A 16,147-nucleotide genomic window follows, 5' to 3' on the forward strand; every position below is an offset into this window, starting at 1 on the left:
CCGCGCTCCGCCGGGTCCCATCCTGAGCAAGCGCCGCCAGCCGGTCGGCGCGCCTGGCGCGGCGTCGGCGGCCACCCCTAGGTTCGGGCGCGTTGGCAACGGAGCCGACCCACCCCACGTCCGTCGGCTCCTTCACCTCGATGAGGAGGATCCGATGAACACGCCCGCTCCCCCGCCGAAGCCCTTTTGGCGACGCCGGCGCGCGCGAGCCGCGGTGGCCGCGGCAGCCGTGCTCGCCGCCGGGGCGCTCACGACGTCGCTCGTGCTGCCCGCGACGGCCTCGCCCGACCGCCCGAGGAGCAGCGCGACGCCCGTGCTCGCGAACCTCTTCGAGTGGAACTGGCCGTCCGTCGCGAAGGAGTGCACGACCCAGCTCGGGCCCGCCGGCTACAAGGGCGTGCAGGTCGCGCCGCCCCAGGACTCGACGAAGCGCACGGCGACCGGCAACGGCGCCGACGTGCTCCACCCGTGGTGGGAGGTCTACCAGCCCGCCGACTACGCGCTCACGAGCCGGATGGGCACCGAGTCCCAGTTCAAGGCGATGGTGAAGACGTGCCGCGCCGCCGGCGTGAAGGTCTACGTCGACGCGGTCATCAACCACATGACCGGGCAGGGCACCACCTCATACGGCGGCGCGACCTTCACGAAGTACTCCTACCCGGGCATCTACGGGCCGAGCGACTTCCACAGCTACCCGGGGAACTGCCCGGTGCCGCCCGCGGCCGGGTCGAGCGACCGCGAGGGCAGCATCCGCGACTTCAACGACTACCGGCAGGTGTTCGACTGCGAGCTGGTGGGCCTCTCCGACCTGAACACGGGGTCGTCGAAGGTGCGGAACACGCTCGCGGCGTACCTGAACAAGCTGCTCTCCTACGGCGTCTCCGGGTTCCGGGTCGACGCCGCGAAGCACATCGGGCAGACGGACCTGACCGCGATCGAGTCGAGGCTGCACCGGACGGTGGACGGCACCCGCCCGTACGTCGCCCTCGAGGTCGGCGCGGGCAGCCCGGGCCGTCTGAGTGCCGCGGCGTTCACCGGGCAAGGGCAGGTGCTCGGCTTCGACTACGCCTCCGCGCTGCAGAGCGCGTTCCAGTCGTACGACGACGGCACCAGGCCGCGCAACGACGGCGACGTCGGGTCACTGAAGGTGTTCGGCGAGGCGTCCGGCCTGCTGCCGAGCGCCGACGAGCTCGTGTTCGTGCAGAACCACGACACCGAGCGCAACGGCTCGACGCTCAACTACAAGGCCCCGAACAACCTGATCGCGACGCAGTTCATGCTCGCGTACCCGTACGGGACGCCGCAGGTCTACGCCGGCTTCACGTTCGGCTCGGACACGAACCAGTCGCCGCCCTCGAACGCCGACGGGTTCATCACGGACACGGACTGCAGCAGCACCGCCTGGAACTGCACGGACCGGCAGCTCGGGGTGAAGGGCATGGTCGGCTTCCACAACCGGGTCGGGCAGGCGCCGGTACGGAACTGGACGGACGACGGGGTGAACTTCGCGGCGTTCAGCCGCGGGAACCTCGGCTTCTTCGCGATGAACAACGAGACGACCTCGGTCACGAGGACGGTGCGGACCGGACTGCCGGCCGGCCGGTACTGCGACGTGATCCACGGCGTCACGCACCGCGGAACCTGCTCGGGCCCGACGGTGCGGGTCAACGGGCGGGGGCTCGCGACGATCACGGTCGGCTCGTACGACGCGGTCGCCTTCACGCGGAGCGATCGCCTCTGACCCTCCTGCAGTGATCCCCGACCAGCGCGCCCGGATCCGGGCCGCACTGGTCGGGGATCGCCGCATGAAGCCCGGCTACGGTGCCGGGATGCCGACCGAGGACGCCCACTGGTTCGTGGTGGACGGCCGACGCTGGCGGAGGACCGACCCGGCGCTGCCGGAGGACGTCGCCGCCGCCCTGCGGTCGCACCTCGGCTCCGCGCGGGCGACCGTCGGTGCCGCGTCGCGCCGCGGGGACGACGACGCGGTCGCTGCCGCGCGTCGCCGGGTCGGCATCGCGAAGCACGGCCTCGGCGAGCGCGGGCCGAAGTGGTGGGAGGAGCCGGTCGAGGCGCGCGTGCAGCGGGCGCGGGAGGCGCTGACGGAGTTGGAGGACTGACCTCAGCCCTTCGGCGTGCTCCCGGCCGTCGGTGCCGTCGAGGTCGTCGGCGGTACCGCGATGACCGTGGTGGACGGCGAAGGCGACGGCGCCGTTGCGGGCGGCACCGGCGGTACGGGCGGGGTCGACTGCCGCACGCGGGCGAGCTCCTGCGTCCCGCGATTGGCGAGCCCGGCGGCCAGCGCACCGGACAGCCCGGCGACGACGAGCGCGGACTTCGCGAACCCGATCCGGTTGCCGAGCCCGCGCCAGACGGCGATGCCGACGAACAGGCCGGCCGTGTTCCCGGCGGCGGCCGCGGCGCCGAGCAGGCCGACGCCCCGGCCGGCCGTGCGCGCCGAGGCCACGGCCTCGCGGCGGGCGTTCCCGAGCTCCTCCCGCAGCAACGCCGACACGTTCTGCCCGACGCCCCCGACCGCGCCGCCGATCGCCGCGGCAGCCGCCCGCTGGGCGAGGTGCGCGGGGTTGCCGTCGCCCGCGCTGCGCGCCGCCCCGATCTCCTGCCGTACACGATCGCCCACCTCGTGGCCGACGCCTTGCACCAGCCCGCGGAGCAGGGAGGGGCGCTTCTCGGCGTCGGATCCGGTGTCGCTGTCGGCCATCCGCCAACGATGGAGCATCCGCCGGGGAGCGGCGTGAGAGCGCCGGGGTCAGCGGCGGAGGTTCGCGAAGGGCAGGACGCCGTAGCGGTCGACGAAGTCGCCGAGCATGCGCGACTCCACGACGCCCGGGTCCTCATCGGTGACGTTCCAAGCGACCAGGAGGTCGTCGCGGTCGGCCAGCTGCCAGACGTAGCGGCCGCCCCAGTGCTTCGCGGCACCCCCGGCGCCGTGCACGACGTACTCGTCGAGCCGCTTCTGCAGGCCGCGCTTGCCGCCAGAGCGCTGCGTCGCCTTGCCGATGTAGACGACCTCCGGGCCCGGCACCCACTTCTTCGCGAGGACCTCCGCGGACACGGCGGCCGCGGTGCCGTTCCGCGGGCCGGCCGCGCTCTCGGCGAGGAACTCGGGCTCGCCGTGGGCCGTCCGCAGGACCACGTAGACGCCCGGTGCGGCGGGGACGTCGGCGGTCCGGAGGGCGGCGAACGGCACGAAGCCGCGGAACCCGCCCTCCTCGAGGGCCTGTCGGGACCAGGGCTGCGCGTCGGACATGGGTGCTCCTCGGGGCTCAGGGCCGGAGGACGGCGGCGGCCGCATCCGGCCGCGATGACGTTCGGCGACCGACAGGCCGCCTGCAGCACAGTCTCCGGTGCGGCCCCCGTCCGAGGGGTACGACACGCAGCGCTCGCGCGAGGTGCCGCGCACCCGCGCCGACGCGCCACCTCCTAGGCTCCCGCCGTGGCGCTGTTCAAGTCCCAGGAGGAACGCGAGGAGGACGCCCGCCGCCGGGCCGAGGAGGAGCGGCAGGAGGCGGCGCGCCTCGAGGAGCGCCGCCGCGCGGCGGCCGAGGCGGCGTTCGCGCACACGCCGATCGGCCGGGCGCGGACCGCGTTCCGTCGCGGCGACCGCTACTTCCAGGCGGAGCTCGAGGTCAGCTCGCTCACCGGCGAGGCCTCCATGTTCGGGTCGTCCGAGAACGAGATCACCCGGCGCGACGAGGAGCCCGACCTGCTCGGCCGCATCGAGGACGAGGGCTGGCGCCTCGAGCACGCCGGCTACGTGTTCGTCGAGACCGGCTCCACGTCGACCGACCGCGTGTTCCTCAGCGGCCAGGGCACGGTGACTCGCGGCGTCGTGACGGGCGTGTACCTGTTCCGCCGCGCGGAGCCGGCCGGAGGCGCCGAGGTCAGTCCGTCGCCGGGTCGGTGAGGAACGCCGCGAGGTCCTCCGTGATCGCCGTGCGCACGGCGGCATCACCGATCGTGGGCGTGCCGTCGCCCGGCTGCTTCCCGTAGTCGCCGAACTGCGCGTGCACGGCGCCGTCGATGGTGTCGAGGCGCGCGTCCGCGGGCAGGAGGTGCCGCGCCGCGGCGATCTTGGTCGGCGTGCTCAGCCCGTCGCGGCTCCCCGCGATGCTGAGGACGGGGATCCGCCGCTGCGACAGGTCCGCGGCACAGTAGGAGCCGAGCAGCACGAGGCCGTCCGCCTGCCCGTCGGCGGCGTACTGGCACGCGCGCACCCCGCCGAGCGAGTGCCCGCCCACGAGCCACCGCTGGACGGCGGGGTCGTACCGCTCGAAGTCGCGGAGCGGCCGTTCCTCCAGGATCGCGAAGTTGAGCCGGGGTCGGACGATCACGATCCCGACGCCGCGGTCCGCGATGCCGGAGAGCTTCCAGGCGTACGCCGCGGCGTCGACGCGCGCGCCGGCGAGGAACACGAGGCCGATCCCCGTCGGGCGCTCCGGCGTCAGGACGACGGCGTCGCCGCGGTCGCGGTAGTGGACGGCCGGATCCGCCTCGACGGCCGCGAGCGGTCCGGGCTCGGCCTCCATCGGGTGCTCCGCCCACACGACGGCGCCGATCGTGGCGATCACACCGGCGGCCAGCGCGAGAACGCCGACCCGGCGGACGACGCGGCGCGTGCGCATCAGTACCGGTGACCGTGCAGGAGGCGCTTCCCGGCGGCGAGCTCGGCCGCCGTGCAGTACCCGCCGTAGCCGAGGTACCCGCCCGGGTTCACGGCCTGCGCGCCGCAGTCCGCCGCGTGCTCGACGGGCGTGATCCGCGCGTCCGGGCTCTCGAGCGGATACGGCGTCGCGGTATCGGCCGGCGCCGTCCAGTCGGCGAAGCGGGTCGCCGCGGCGGCCTCCATGCGCTGCCAGCCCGCGGAGGTGCCGCCGTAGTTCAGCCACTGCCGCTCGTGGGAGCACTCGTGCAGGGCGACGGCGCGGACGTCGATCGGCCGGTAGCCGCGGACGGCGCCGTCGATGCGGAGCAGGAGCGCGCCGGTGCTGAAGTCGCCGGCCTTCGACGCGAGCGAGCCGACGTGCACGGCGGTCGCCGGGCAGTACGGCCGCACGGTCGTCCAGATCGACTTCGCCAAGCCGGTGTAGCGGCGCTGGTTCTCGACGACGACGTGCACGACGCGGCTGACGGAGGAGCCGCTGACCGTGCCGGCGGCGGTCGAGTACGGCGCGGAGCGGAGCCGGTAGGCGACCGTGCGCTTCGTCGCCTTCGTGGAGAAGGCCGGGGTGCGGACGACGAGCCCGTGGTCGGTCACGGACACCGTCGCGGTCGTGGTCGTCCAGCGGCCCGAGCCGATGCGGCGCTGCAGGGTGAGCCGCGGCTTCGCGCGCTCGCCCGTCCAGCGGACGGAGAACGAGCCGGTCAGCACGAGGCGGCCGCCGTTGCCGACGGTCGACGTCGTGCGGTTCCCGCCGCCGTCGAACGCGAGCGCGCCGAGCCGGTACTGCGTCACGCCGGCGGCGGGCGCCGCGGTCGCGGAGCGGAGCGCCGGGGCGGCCTCCGCGCCCGTCGCGACGCCGACCGCACCGACCAGCGCGCAGACGAGCGTCACGATCGCGGCGAACCGCGCGCGGCGTCGGGCGTGCGGGCGGCGGAGCTCGGGCATCGGTCGATCCCACCCGACGGGGGCACCCGGACGACAGCCCGCGTTCGAGTGCCGTGGACGCCGGAGGACCGGCCGGTGCCGACCGCGATCAGTGCCGGCGCATCGCCTCGCGCTCCTGGCGGAGCATCCACACCGCGTGCTCGACGGTGGCCTCGACGGTCCAGACCGCGGCGCCGGCCTCCGGCCCGCGCAGCTCCGGCAGCCGCGCGATGCCGTACGCGAGCGGTTCGGCGAGGCGGATGCGCAGCACCCGGTCCTCGTACTCGAGGCCCTGCCACTGCGACTCCTCGAGGAACAGCGGGAGGAGCAGCAGCACCGCGTCCGCCTGCGCGACGCGCGCGGCGGCGTGCTCCGCGTCGAACTGCCGCTCGAGCGCGAGGAGGGCGAGCTCCTGCTCGGTCAGGACGAGGGAGGCGTGCTCGTCGAGGCAGGCGAGCAGGTCCCGCTCGGCGTGCTCGAGCCGTTCCAGGCGGCGACCGGTGACGCCGCGGCGCTCGCCCGCGAAGAAGCGCCGGATCACCTCGTCCGACCTCGGCACGCCCCGCACACCCGGCATGGGTCGAGTCTCGCTCACCCCTCCGACGACGTCACCCAGGGTGCACGGACAGCCGCGTGCTCAGGCCGGCGCGCCTGCCGGCAGGCCGAGCGCGGGCAGCACGACGCCGTCGATGAGGCTGATCAGGTACTCCCGGTCGACCGGCTTGCGCTGCACGAGCGTGCGGTAGGCGACCATCGACGGGCTGATGTGCGCGACCGTGTCGACGTCGACGCGCGGCGAGACCTCGCCGCGTGCGATGGCACGCTCGATGAGCGCCCGGTTCAGCCGCGCACGGGGCTCGGTGATCGCCTCGTTCACCGCGTCCGCGAGGCCGGGGTCGCGCGACAGCATCGAGACGACGGCGCCCATGACGCGCATCTTCCGCTCCGCCTCCTCCATCGAGTGCGGGCGGATGAGTGCGACGAGGTCGCCGCGGAGGGTGCCGGTGTCGGGCAGGTCCTCGATGCGCGACTGCGCCTGCTTCATGCAGGTCACGGCGTCGATGACGAGGTCGGCCTTCGACGGCCAACGGCGGTACAGCGTCGCCTTCCCGGCCTTGGCGCGGGCGGCGACCAGGTCCATCGACATCGCGTCGTAGCCGGTCTCCGCGAGCACGTCGAGCGCCGCGTCGAGGATCTCGGGGTCGCGCGTGTGGTCGCGCTTGCGGCCGAGGCGGTGGCCTCCGTCGTCCTCGGTCTGCTCGGAGAGCGGGACGGTGTCGAGCTGCGTCATCGCGGCTGGTCCTCCTGTTCGCCTCGGAGTGTACGCCCGATCCGACACGGGCGAGTTCTGGAACTCACCATATCCGGAACTGATGGGTTCCGTATATGCTCCTCATCCATGACCTCCCTCCCCCAGGCCGCGACAGCGGAACCGCCCTCCTCGAAGCGCTGGTGGACGCTCGCCGTCGTCGCGCTCGCGCAGCTGATGGTCGTGCTCGACGCGACCGTCGTGAACATCGCGCTGCCGTCGGCCCAGGCCGACCTCGGCTTCTCGAACGCGGACCGCCAGTGGGTGGTGACCGCGTACTCGCTCGCGTTCGGCAGCCTCCTGCTGCTCGGCGGCCGCCTCGGCGACCTCGTCGGCCGCAAGCGGATGTTCGTCATCGGGCTCGTCGGCTTCGCGCTCGCGTCCGCGCTCGGCGGCGCCGCGCCGACGTTCGGCGTGCTCATCGCCGCCCGCGCCCTGCAGGGCGTCTTCGGCGCGATGCTCGCCCCGACCGCCCTCGCCGTCCTCACGACCACGTTCACGATCCCGAAGGAGCGCGCCCGCGCGTTCGGCGTCTTCGGCGCCCTCGCGGGTGCCGGCGGCGCGATCGGGCTGCTGCTCGGCGGCCTCCTGACGCAGAGCCTCGACTGGCGCTGGAACCTCTACATCAACGACGTGATCGCGGTCGTCGCCGTGATCGGCGCCGTGTTCCTCGTCCCGAACCTGCAGCGCCAGGGGCCGCGGCCGAAGCTCGACGTGCCCGGCACGCTGCTCGTCTCCGCCGGCCTGTTCAGCCTGGTCTTCGGGTTCTCCAACGCGGAGTCCGACGGGTGGGACTCCCCCGCCAGCTGGGCCTTCCTCGCCGCGGCCGGCGTGCTGCTGATCGTGTTCGTGGTCTGGCAGACGCGGGCCTCGCACCCGCTGCTGCCCCTCGCGATCCTCCGGGACCGCAACCGCGCCGCCGCGTACTCGTCGGTCATGATCGCCGGAGCCGGCATGTTCGGCGTCTTCCTGTTCGTCACCTACTACGTCCAGGCGACGCTGCACTACTCGCCGATCCAGACCGGGGTCGCGTTCCTGCCGATGATCGGCATGCTCGTGCTCGCCGCGCAGCTCGGCACGAACCTGTTCGTCCCGCGCTTCGGCCCGAAGGTCATGGTCCCGATCGGGATGCTGCTCGCGATGACGGCGATGCTGTTCTTCACACGGCTCGACGTGCACACGGCGTACGCACCCGGGCTGCTCGTGCCGCTCATGCTGATGGGCGCCGGGATGGGCTCGATCATGCCCGCCTCGATGCAGACCGCGACGCTCGGCGTCGATCGGCAGTACGCCGGCGTGGCGGGCGCGCTCGTGAACACGAGCCAGCAGGTCGGCGGCTCGATCAGCACCGCCCTGCTGAACACGCTCGCGGCGACCGCGGTGACCGACTGGGTCACGTCCCACGCGCCCGCCACCGCGGCGACCGCCGCGGAGGCCGCCGTGCACGGCTACGCCACCGCGTACTGGTGGTGCGCGGCGTTCTTCGCGGGCGGAGCGGTCCTCGCCGCGGTCGTGTTCCGCCGCCGCAACCAGGGCCTCGCGCTCCACACGGCGCACCAGCACGCCGCGCCGGCCGCCGACGCGCGACCGGTCCCGGAGGCCGTCGGCGCCTGAGCGCACCTCCCGGAGGGCCTCCTCCGCCCGGTCAGCGGACCGAGCGGAGGAGGCCCTCGGCCGTGGAGGCGACGCTCGGCGACCAGCCGAGCTCCTCCTTCGCCCGCGCGGTCGCCATCGGGATGCTCGAGCGCCGGAGCGCGTCGACGTACGGCAGCGCCCGGAACACCGTGTCCGGCACGCGGAGCGGCGCGGGAGCGCCGACGGCCCGCGCCGCGGCGTCGAAGAAGTCGTTCCAGCCCGTCGCGCGGTCGTCGCCCACGTTGTAGGACCTGCCCGGCCTGCCGCGCTCGAGGGCGGCGACGGTCGCGGCCGCCGCGTCGGGCACGAAGACGTAGGAGTGCACGCCTCCCCCGCTCCGCGGCACCGGCAGCGCCCGGCGGTGCAGCAGCCGCGCGAGCGGTCCGATCGAGTCCGGGCCGTAGAACAGCCCGTACCGGAGCGCGACGCCCTCGATGCCGGGCGTCGATCGGGTCAGGCGCTCCGCCGCCTTCAGCGCCTCGATGATCGGCCGGAGCCGCGGCTCGGTGCGGCCCGGCACCGCGAAGGGCGCGCCCTCCGCGATCGGCTCCGGCCCGCGCGGGACGAAGCCGTAGCCGCCGAGGAACGACTGCGTCACCATCCGCGTCGCGCCGACGGCCTCCGCGAGGCGCAGGAGGTGCGACGTGCCGACCGTCCGCAGCCGGTTCGTCGCGTCGAGGTCGCGGTACCGCAGCGGGATCCCGCGGATGGCGGTCAGCTCGTGGATCACCGCATCCGCGCGGACGCCCTTCGCGGCGGCGAGGAGCGCGTCGTGGTCGAGGACGTCCGCGACGACCGCGCCGGACCAGCCGAGGCCCTCCACGGGTCGGCGGCTGATGCCGATCACCTCGTGCCCGCGCGCGAGCAGCTGCTCGACGAGCGGCCGGCCCACGGTGCCGGTCGCGCCGGCGACGATGACCCGCATCGCTCGACTCTGCCACCGCCGAACCGCTCGTTGCACGGATCAGGACGGATCGGCCGACACGCCGTTCGCTGAGGTCCCCGCTACGGCGTGTCGGCCCGTTCGTCCTGATCCGTGAAATCTCAGCGGGAGGGGAGGGCGGCGACGACCTCGTCCCGGGCCACGGTCAGCGCCTCGGGCGGGGCGCCCGCCGCCTCGAGGGCGAGCAGGGCGGCCCCGACGACGGGCGGCTCGACGACCCAGGTCGGACGGGCGAGCGGCGCACGCTCGGCGAGCCCCGCGACGACGCCGGCGACCAGCCGCGGCGACCGGCCCGCGAGCACGCTGCCGCCGAGCACGACCGGCAGCGGGGTGGACTGGAGGTCCAGGCGGCGCAGGAGGACGTCGGCCATCACGACGACCTCCTCGGCCTGCCGGTCCACGACCGACGCGGCGACCGCGTCCCCGGCCTCCGCGGCCGCGAACAGGGCGGGCGTCAGGTCGTTGAGCGCCTCCCGCGGGATGCGGCCGAAGTGGAGCCCCTCGACCACCGCGCGGACGGTCGCCGTGCCGAACGCGCCCGTCACCACCTCGCGGAGGGCGGTCGCCGGGCCGCGGCCGTCCTCCGCGCGGATCGCGTGCCACAGCGCGGCGGGGCCGAGGCCGGAGCCGCCACCCCAGTCGCCGGAGATCTCGCCGAGCGCCGGGAAGCGCGCGGAGGCGCCGTCGGCGCGGACGCCGATCGCGTTGATGCCGGTCCCGCAGACGACGGCGACCGCGTCCTTCGCCGCGGTGCCCGCGCGCAGCAGGGCGAAGAGGTCGTTCTCCGCGGTCAGCGGGGCGAGCGCCGTCCAGTGCTGGAGCCGCCGCCGGGCCTCGGCGAGCTCCTCCTGCAGGTCGAGGCCGGCCAGGTAGACGTGCTGGAGGAGCACGGTCCGGTCGGACGCCGCCGCGAGCACCGCGGCCCGCAGCCGGTCGAGCTCCTCGCGCACCGGCGGCCAGCCGGCCACCTGCGGGTTCCCGCCGCGGCCGCGCTCGTGGGCGAGCACGCGGCCGTCGAGGCCGATCGCGAGCACGTCCGTCTTCGACCCGCCCCCGTCGGCGGCGAGCACGACGGGCGCGGCGGCGCTCACGCCCACGCGAGGTGCCGCGCGTTCGCCGCGAGCAGCAGGTCGGTCAGGCGCTCGGCCCGGTCGAAGTCCCGGACGAGCGGGTGCGCCCACATCGCGTGCAGCACGCGGTCCCGCCCACCGTGCTTCGCGGCGTCGAGCGCGAGCCGCTCGTACCCGGCGACGTCCGCGATCAGCGATCGGACGTCGTCGGCGAGCGGCGCCACCGGCAGCGGCACCGCACCGTCCGCGGTGACCCGGCTCGGCACCTCGATCACGTGGTCGTCCGGCAGGAACGGGAGGATCCCGTCGTTCCGCACGTCGAGCACCTGCACGTCGCCGCGGTCGGTCGTGAGCGAGACGAGCAGGTCGATCGCCGCCTCCGAGTAGAAGGCGCCGCCGCGGCGCTCGAGCTCCTCCGGCTTCGTGTCGATCGCCGGGTCCCCGTACTTGGCGAGCAGCGCGCGCTCCACCTCCTGCACCACCTGCGCCCGGGTCGGCTCGCGGAGCTGCTCGCGGAGCACCTCCTCGTGCGCGTAGTAGTAGCGGAGGTAGTAGGAGGGCACCGCCTGCTGGAGGGTGAGCAGCGGCGCGGGCAGCTCGACCTCCTCGGCGAGGTCGGTCAGGTCCTCGGCGAGCAGCTCCGGCAGCACGTCGCCGCGGCCGTCGACGTGGACGCCGAGCTCCCACGTGAGGTGGTTGAGGCCGACGTGGTCGAGCCGCACGGCCGACGGTGCGACGTCGAACCGCGCGGCGAAGCGGCGCTGGAAGCCGATCGCGACGTTGCAGAGCCCGACGGCGCGGTGGCCCTCCGACAGCAGGGCCCGGGTCACGATGCCGACCGGGTTCGTGAAGTCGACGATCCACGCGCCGGGCTTCGCGTAGCGCCGCACGGCCTCCGCCGCCTCGAGCACCACCGGCACGGTCCGCAGCGCCTTCGCGAACCCGCCCGGGCCCGTGGTCTCCTGCCCGATGACGCCCGCCTCGTGGGGCCAGGTCTCGTCCCCGTGCCGCGCGTCCTGCCCGCCGACCCGCAGCTGGAACAGCACCGCGTCGGCGCCCGCGACGCCGGCGACGAGGTCGTCGGTCGCGTGGACCGTGCCCGGATGGCCGCCGCGGGCGAACATCCGCTGCGCCATGCCGCCGACGAGGCGGCGGCGCTCCTCCGACGGGTCGACGAGCCACAGCTCGTCCAACGGCAGCACGTCGCGGTGGCGGAGGAAGCCGTCGATCAGCTCCGGTGTGTACGTCGACCCGCCGCCGACGATCGCGAGCTTCATGCCAGTGGTCATCCCTTCACCCCGGTGAGCGCGATGCCTTCGACGAAGGCCTTCTGCGCGAAGAAGAAGATGACGACGACCGGGATCGTGATGATCACCGTCATCGCCATCGTGATGCTCCAGTCCGTGCCGTGCACGCCGCGGAACGTGGCGAGCCCGTAGGCGATCGGCCAGGAGGCGCTGTTCTCGCTCGTGTACAGCAGCGGGCCGTAGTAGTCGTTCCACGAGTTGAAGAACAGGAAGATCGCGGCCGCCGCGATGCCCGGCCGCGCCATGGGCAGCACGACGCGCCACAGCACGCCCCACTCCCCGCACCCGTCGACCCGGGCGGCGTCCGCGAACTCCGCCGGCAGGGTCAGGAAGAACTGGCGCATCAGGAAGATCGAGAACGCGTCGCCGAGCAGGTTCGGCAGGATGAGCGGCCACAGCGTGCCCGTGAGGTGGAGCTGCGACCAGAAGACGTACACCGGCACCGCGGTCACCTGCGGCGGCAGCAGCATCGCGACGACGATCGCCGTGAACAGGAGGCCCGCGCCGCGGAACCGCACCGTGGCGAGCGCGTACGCGGCCGGCACGGACGACACGAGCATGAACACCGTCGAGAGCACGGCGTAGAGCGCGGAGTTCCCGAACCACTGCGCCAGCGGCACGGTCCGGAACACGCGGACGTAGTTCCCCCAGTCCCACACCTTCGGGATGATCGACGCGGTCAGCGCCTGCTGGCTCGTCATCAGCGACGTCAGCACGACGAACACGACCGGCGCGAGCGCGAGGACCGCGAGCGCGACGAGCGCCGCGTGCTCCGCGATCCAGACGAGCGCGCGCCTCCCCCGCCCCGACGCCGGCTGCACGCGCGGCCGGGCGGTCACGACGGCGGTCACGACGCCATCCGGAACACACTGATGCGACGCATCGTGAGCCCGAGCAGCACGGCTGAGATCACGAACAGCACGACGGCCATCGCGGACGCGTAGCCGAGCTGGTACTCAGCGAAGCCGTGCGCGTAGAGGTACTCGGTGTAGGTCAGGAGCGACTGGTTCGGGTAGCCGAGCCCGGTCGCCGTGCCCTGGCCGACCGTCGCCTTGCCGCTCGCGACGCCGGAGGCGACGGCCGCCTCCGTGAAGTACTGCAGCGCGGCGATCACCCCGGTCACGACGGCGAAGCCGATGACCGGCGCGATCGTCGGGAGGGTGATGAACCGCACCTTCTGCACGCCGCTCGCGCCGTCGAGGCCCGCGGCCTCGTAGAGGTCGCGCGGCACGTCGAGCATCGCGGCGAGGAAGACGATCATCAGGTCGCCGGTCACCCAGACGCCCAGGATCACGAGCGACGGCTTGGCGAGCGCCGGGTCGTTGAACCAGAGCGGGCTCTGGATGCCGAACGCCTGCAGCACGGTCGCGACCGGGCCGGTGCCGGGGTTGAACAGGAAGACGAACGCGACGACGGAGGCGACCGGCGGCACGAGCGCGGGCAGGTAGAGCAGCGTGCGCCAGACGCCGGAGCCGCGCCGGACGCGGGCGAGCAGCCCGGCGACGAGCATCGCGCACACCGTCCGCACCGGGACCAGGATCACGACGAACCAGAGCGTGTTCAGCGCCGCCGTGCCGACGTCCGGGTCCTGCGTGAAGAGGTACGTGTAGTTCAGCAGTCCGACGAACTGCGGCGCGGAGAGCAGGTCGAAGCGGGTGAAGGACAGCAGCACGCTGACGACCAGCGGAAGGCCGAAGAAGAGCACCAGGCCCGCGATCGCCGGAGCGAGCATCACGAGCGCGGTCCGCCGACGGCGCCCCTCGAGGGAGCGCCGCCGCGGCCGCCGGACGGCGGCGACGGTCACGGTCACGGCCCGCTCAGCGCGTTCGCGTCGTCGATGGTCGAGTCGAGCTTCTTCAGGATCGCGTCCAGGTCGCCGCCGTGGGTCTGGTAGTCGTCCCACGACTCCTCGAAGTCGTTCAGGTACGCGGCGCCGTTCTTGCTCGCGGGCGACGTGATCGTCCTCGGGTTCTTCGCCGCGTCGACGAAGGTCTTGTACTGGTCGCCCACCTGCAGGTCGGACGAGTTCAGGGCGGAGGTCAGGGTCGGCACGTTCTTCAGCCCGTTGCCGAGCAGCACCTGCGTCCTGGTGTCGAGCGCGAGGTACTTCAGCAGCGCCCACGCGGCCTCGGGGTTCGTGGCGCCCTTGCCGATGCCCGCGATGTTGCCGGTGATGTAGGTCGCCCCGTACATGTCGGTGTGGTTCGACGCGGTCGGGAACGGCGCGGTCGCGTACTGCACGTCCGCCTTGTCGGAGGCGATGAAGGCGGTGCGCCACTCGCCGTCGAGCACCATGGCGATCCGCCCCTTCTCGAACGGGGTGTCGGCGGCGAACTCCTGGCCGAGGCCGGCGGTGAAGCGCTGCAGCTTGGCGTAGCCGATCCTGTCGACGAAGCCCTTCTGCCACTGCATCAGGGCCTTCCAGTCGGCCGACTTCCCGATGACCGAGTCCTCCTTCGCGTCGAGGAACTTCCCGTCGATGATCGCCGAGAAGTGCTGCGGGGTGTTCTCCTGGAAGCCCATGAGCGGGTTGAAGCCGAGGGTCTTGATCGAGCCGTCCGGGTTGTAGGTCGTCAGCTTCAGCGCGTCCGCCTCGAGCTCGTCGAGCGTCTTCGGCGGCGTGCTGATGCCCGCCTTCTGCAGCAGGTCCGTGTTCATGTAGAGCGCGGTCGCGTCGGAGAGCACCGGCAGCACGCACCGCTTGCCCTTGTACTGCGTGTAGGAGCGGACCGCTGCGGGCAGCGAGCCGAGGTCCACGCGGTCGCGCGCGATGTACGGCTTCAGATCGCGGAACGCCCCGGTCGAGCAGAACGTGCCGACGATGTCCGTCGAGTACGACAGCCCGAGGTCGATCGGCTGGCCGGCGCTGATCGCCTTCTGCAGCTTCTCGTCGTCCTGCCCGTCGTGGATGACGACGTGGACCTTCGGGTTCGCCTTCTCGAACGCCGTGACCGCCGTCTTCAGCACGCCCGCCTCGCGGCCGGTGAAGAAGTGCCAGAAGGAGACGGTGCCCTGCACGGTCGTCGGCGCCTTCGAGGCGATGGCGTCGCCGCCTCCCGTGCTGCAGCCGGCGAGGAGGAGGACGGCGGCGGCCGCGACCGCGGCGGCTGCTCGGATGCGGGTCACTGCTGGGCCTCGATTCGGGAGGGGGCGGGGGTGTCCAGGCGGCCGACGGCCGCCTGCATCGTGCTGAGGACGTGGGCGCGGAGCCGGTGGCGGACGCCCTCGAGGACGGGCGCGACGACGACCTGCGGCGGCACGACCGCGGCGACCCAGCGCGTCCGGTCCCTGAGCCAGCGCGCGGTCGCGGCCGCGAGCGGGGCGCCGCCCGCGATGCCCGTCGGCCCGTGGAGGACCACGAGGGCCGGATCCGCGACGGCGAGCGCCGGGAGCAGCGCGGTGCCGACGCGCGCCGCGAGCGCGCGGTGGAAGGGGTGGTCCGCGTCGACGGTCGCGGGGTCGGCGACGTCGTGCTCGCGCTGCAGGTCCTCGACCGCGCCGCGGGAGACGAGGTCGCCGATCTCCGCGCCGTCGGCCTGCAGGTAGCCGATCTCGCCGGCGGCTCCGGAGGCGCCGGTGTGCACGACGCCGCCGAAGTCGAGCGCGAGGCCGACGCCGTCGGCGAGCTGGAGGAGGGCGAAGCTGCCGGCCTCCCGGCCCGCGCCGGTCGCCCGCTCCGCGACGGCAGCGAGGTTCGCGTCGTTCTCGAGCAGCACGGGCACCCCGAGCCGCTCGCCGAGGGTCGCGGCGACCGCGTGCCGCGGCCAGCCCGGCATGTCCTCGATGAAGGTGAGCGAGTCGCTCGCATGGTCGACCGCGGCCTGCAGGCCGACGCCGATCGCCACGATCGCGTCCTCGTCCACCCCGGCGGCCGAGCAGGCGCGGGCGACGGCGGCCTGCAGCATCTCGTCGGCGGGCGCGAGCACCTCCGCCTCCGTCATGATGTGCAGCGCGACGGGGAAGGCCGGACCCGCGACGTCGACGACGACCGAGCGGACCGTGCGGCCCTCGATGTCGACGGCGACCGAGCGGAAGCGGTCGGTGGTGAGCTCGTGGACGGTCGCGTTCGGGCCGCGGTTACCGGTCCGCTCCCCCGCCTCCCGCAGCAGCCCGGCGGCCTCGAGGCGGCGGAGCATCTCGGCCGCGGTCGGCTTGCTGAGGCCGGACGCGCGCGCGAGCTCGTTGCGGCTCATCGGCCCGTGCTCGAGCAGCAGCGCGACGGCCGCCTGGTCGTTGAGGACGCGGAGGGAGCCGGGCGTCCCGGGCATCGGGGCG

General features: G+C 73.8%; 17 protein-coding genes. 4 read left to right on the plus strand and 13 right to left on the minus strand.

What is annotated here, in order from left to right; genetic code table 11:
- Nucleotides 1–214 precede the first annotated feature (214 nt).
- Both CLV52_RS10890 and CLV52_RS10895 read left to right on the plus strand, forming a co-directional pair.
- Nucleotides 215–1,741 (plus strand): alpha-amylase, encoded by a 1,527-nt coding sequence (locus CLV52_RS10890; RefSeq protein ID WP_162850820.1) that lies wholly within the window; start codon nt 215–217, stop codon nt 1,739–1,741.
- 88 nt (nt 1,742–1,829) lie between these two features.
- A complete protein-coding gene (locus CLV52_RS10895; RefSeq protein WP_133766362.1) occupies nt 1,830–2,120 on the plus strand; it encodes a biopolymer transporter Tol in 291 nt (96 codons plus the stop codon).
- 2 nt (nt 2,121–2,122) lie between these two features.
- Here CLV52_RS10895 and CLV52_RS10900 read toward each other — a convergent pair whose 3' ends face one another.
- Both CLV52_RS10900 and CLV52_RS10905 read right to left on the minus strand, forming a co-directional pair.
- The gene (locus tag CLV52_RS10900; protein WP_162850821.1) at nt 2,123–2,722 is read right to left on the minus strand and encodes a phage holin family protein; all 600 of its coding nucleotides are present in this window, start codon (nt 2,720–2,722) and stop codon (nt 2,123–2,125) included.
- A gap of 48 nt (nt 2,723–2,770) precedes the next feature.
- Complete coding sequence (locus CLV52_RS10905; RefSeq protein WP_133766364.1) at nt 2,771–3,271, minus strand: hypothetical protein; 501 nt, start codon at nt 3,269–3,271, stop codon at nt 2,771–2,773.
- 186 nt (nt 3,272–3,457) lie between these two features.
- On the opposite strand from CLV52_RS10905, the gene CLV52_RS10910 reads away from it, so the two are divergent.
- Nucleotides 3,458–3,928: a hypothetical protein gene (locus tag CLV52_RS10910; protein WP_133766365.1), complete on the plus strand. Its 471-nt coding sequence runs from the start codon at nt 3,458–3,460 to the stop codon at nt 3,926–3,928.
- Here the strand turns inward: CLV52_RS10910 and CLV52_RS10915 are convergent.
- The 4 genes from CLV52_RS10915 to CLV52_RS10930 all read right to left on the minus strand — a co-directional run bounded on the left by CLV52_RS10915 (nt 3,906) and on the right by CLV52_RS10930 (nt 6,899).
- Nucleotides 3,906–4,646, minus strand: a complete 741-nt coding sequence (locus CLV52_RS10915; protein ID WP_133766366.1) for an alpha/beta hydrolase — start codon at nt 4,644–4,646, stop codon at nt 3,906–3,908. The genes CLV52_RS10910 and CLV52_RS10915 overlap by 23 nt on opposite strands.
- Nucleotides 4,646–5,629, minus strand: a complete 984-nt coding sequence (locus CLV52_RS10920) for a hypothetical protein (RefSeq protein ID WP_133766367.1) — start codon at nt 5,627–5,629, stop codon at nt 4,646–4,648. Before CLV52_RS10920 ends, CLV52_RS10915 begins: the two co-directional genes overlap by 1 nt.
- A gap of 88 nt (nt 5,630–5,717) precedes the next feature.
- A complete protein-coding gene (locus tag CLV52_RS10925) occupies nt 5,718–6,185 on the minus strand; it encodes a hypothetical protein (RefSeq protein ID WP_133766368.1) in 468 nt (155 codons plus the stop codon).
- A 60-nt stretch (nt 6,186–6,245) separates the two neighbouring features.
- The gene (locus CLV52_RS10930) at nt 6,246–6,899 is read right to left on the minus strand and encodes a TetR/AcrR family transcriptional regulator (protein ID WP_133766369.1); all 654 of its coding nucleotides are present in this window, start codon (nt 6,897–6,899) and stop codon (nt 6,246–6,248) included.
- 108 nt (nt 6,900–7,007) lie between these two features.
- Between CLV52_RS10930 and CLV52_RS10935 the strand changes: the two genes are divergently transcribed.
- Complete coding sequence (locus CLV52_RS10935) at nt 7,008–8,531, plus strand: MFS transporter (protein ID WP_133766370.1); 1,524 nt, start codon at nt 7,008–7,010, stop codon at nt 8,529–8,531.
- 31 nt (nt 8,532–8,562) lie between these two features.
- Here the strand turns inward: CLV52_RS10935 and CLV52_RS10940 are convergent, their stop codons facing one another.
- The 7 genes from CLV52_RS10940 to CLV52_RS10970 form a co-directional block, all read right to left on the minus strand.
- Nucleotides 8,563–9,477: an NAD-dependent epimerase/dehydratase family protein gene (locus CLV52_RS10940; protein ID WP_133766371.1), complete on the minus strand. Its 915-nt coding sequence runs from the start codon at nt 9,475–9,477 to the stop codon at nt 8,563–8,565.
- A gap of 119 nt (nt 9,478–9,596) precedes the next feature.
- Nucleotides 9,597–10,592 (minus strand): N-acetylglucosamine kinase, encoded by a 996-nt coding sequence (locus tag CLV52_RS10945; protein WP_133766372.1) that lies wholly within the window; start codon nt 10,590–10,592, stop codon nt 9,597–9,599.
- Nucleotides 10,583–11,854 carry a 6-phospho-beta-glucosidase gene (locus tag CLV52_RS10950; protein ID WP_246018080.1) on the minus strand — a complete coding sequence of 424 codons (1,272 nt, stop codon included), beginning with the start codon at nt 11,852–11,854 and terminating at the stop codon, nt 10,583–10,585. The genes CLV52_RS10945 and CLV52_RS10950 overlap by 10 nt, the downstream gene beginning before the upstream one ends.
- The gene (locus CLV52_RS10955; RefSeq protein WP_133766373.1) at nt 11,851–12,723 is read right to left on the minus strand and encodes a carbohydrate ABC transporter permease; all 873 of its coding nucleotides are present in this window, start codon (nt 12,721–12,723) and stop codon (nt 11,851–11,853) included. Before CLV52_RS10955 ends, CLV52_RS10950 begins: the two co-directional genes overlap by 4 nt.
- On the minus strand, nt 12,720–13,682 hold the full coding sequence (locus tag CLV52_RS10960; protein WP_246018081.1) for a carbohydrate ABC transporter permease: 963 nt from the start codon (nt 13,680–13,682) through the stop codon (nt 12,720–12,722). Before CLV52_RS10960 ends, CLV52_RS10955 begins: the two co-directional genes overlap by 4 nt.
- Nucleotides 13,679–14,998: an extracellular solute-binding protein gene (locus CLV52_RS10965; RefSeq protein WP_133766374.1), complete on the minus strand. Its 1,320-nt coding sequence runs from the start codon at nt 14,996–14,998 to the stop codon at nt 13,679–13,681. Before CLV52_RS10965 ends, CLV52_RS10960 begins: the two co-directional genes overlap by 4 nt.
- Nucleotides 14,995–16,140 carry an ROK family transcriptional regulator gene (locus CLV52_RS10970; RefSeq protein WP_133766375.1) on the minus strand — a complete coding sequence of 382 codons (1,146 nt, stop codon included), beginning with the start codon at nt 16,138–16,140 and terminating at the stop codon, nt 14,995–14,997. Before CLV52_RS10970 ends, CLV52_RS10965 begins: the two co-directional genes overlap by 4 nt.
- Nucleotides 16,141–16,147: the final 7 nt, after the last annotated feature.

The organism is Amnibacterium kyonggiense (assembly GCF_004364555.1).
Lineage (GTDB): Bacteria > Actinomycetota > Actinomycetes > Actinomycetales > Microbacteriaceae > Amnibacterium > Amnibacterium kyonggiense.

Bases quoted from the DNA above. Each gene is read 5' to 3' on its own strand.
- CLV52_RS10895 (WP_133766362.1), top strand. From the start codon at position 1,830: ATGCCGACCGAGGACGCCCACTGGTTCGTGGTGGACGGCCGACGCTGG.
- CLV52_RS10900 (WP_162850821.1), bottom strand. From the start codon at position 2,722: ATGGCCGACAGCGACACCGGATCCGACGCCGAGAAGCGCCCCTCCCTG.
- CLV52_RS10905 (WP_133766364.1), bottom strand. From the start codon at position 3,271: ATGTCCGACGCGCAGCCCTGGTCCCGACAGGCCCTCGAGGAGGGCGGG.
- CLV52_RS10915 (WP_133766366.1), bottom strand. From the start codon at position 4,646: ATGCGCACGCGCCGCGTCGTCCGCCGGGTCGGCGTTCTCGCGCTGGCC.
- CLV52_RS10920 (WP_133766367.1), bottom strand. From the start codon at position 5,629: ATGCCCGAGCTCCGCCGCCCGCACGCCCGACGCCGCGCGCGGTTCGCC.
- CLV52_RS10925 (WP_133766368.1), bottom strand. From the start codon at position 6,185: ATGCCGGGTGTGCGGGGCGTGCCGAGGTCGGACGAGGTGATCCGGCGC.
- CLV52_RS10930 (WP_133766369.1), bottom strand. From the start codon at position 6,899: ATGACGCAGCTCGACACCGTCCCGCTCTCCGAGCAGACCGAGGACGAC.
- CLV52_RS10935 (WP_133766370.1), top strand. From the start codon at position 7,008: ATGACCTCCCTCCCCCAGGCCGCGACAGCGGAACCGCCCTCCTCGAAG.
- CLV52_RS10940 (WP_133766371.1), bottom strand. From the start codon at position 9,477: ATGCGGGTCATCGTCGCCGGCGCGACCGGCACCGTGGGCCGGCCGCTC.
- CLV52_RS10950 (WP_246018080.1), bottom strand. From the start codon at position 11,854: ATGACCACTGGCATGAAGCTCGCGATCGTCGGCGGCGGGTCGACGTAC.
- CLV52_RS10970 (WP_133766375.1), bottom strand. From the start codon at position 16,140: ATGCCCGGGACGCCCGGCTCCCTCCGCGTCCTCAACGACCAGGCGGCC.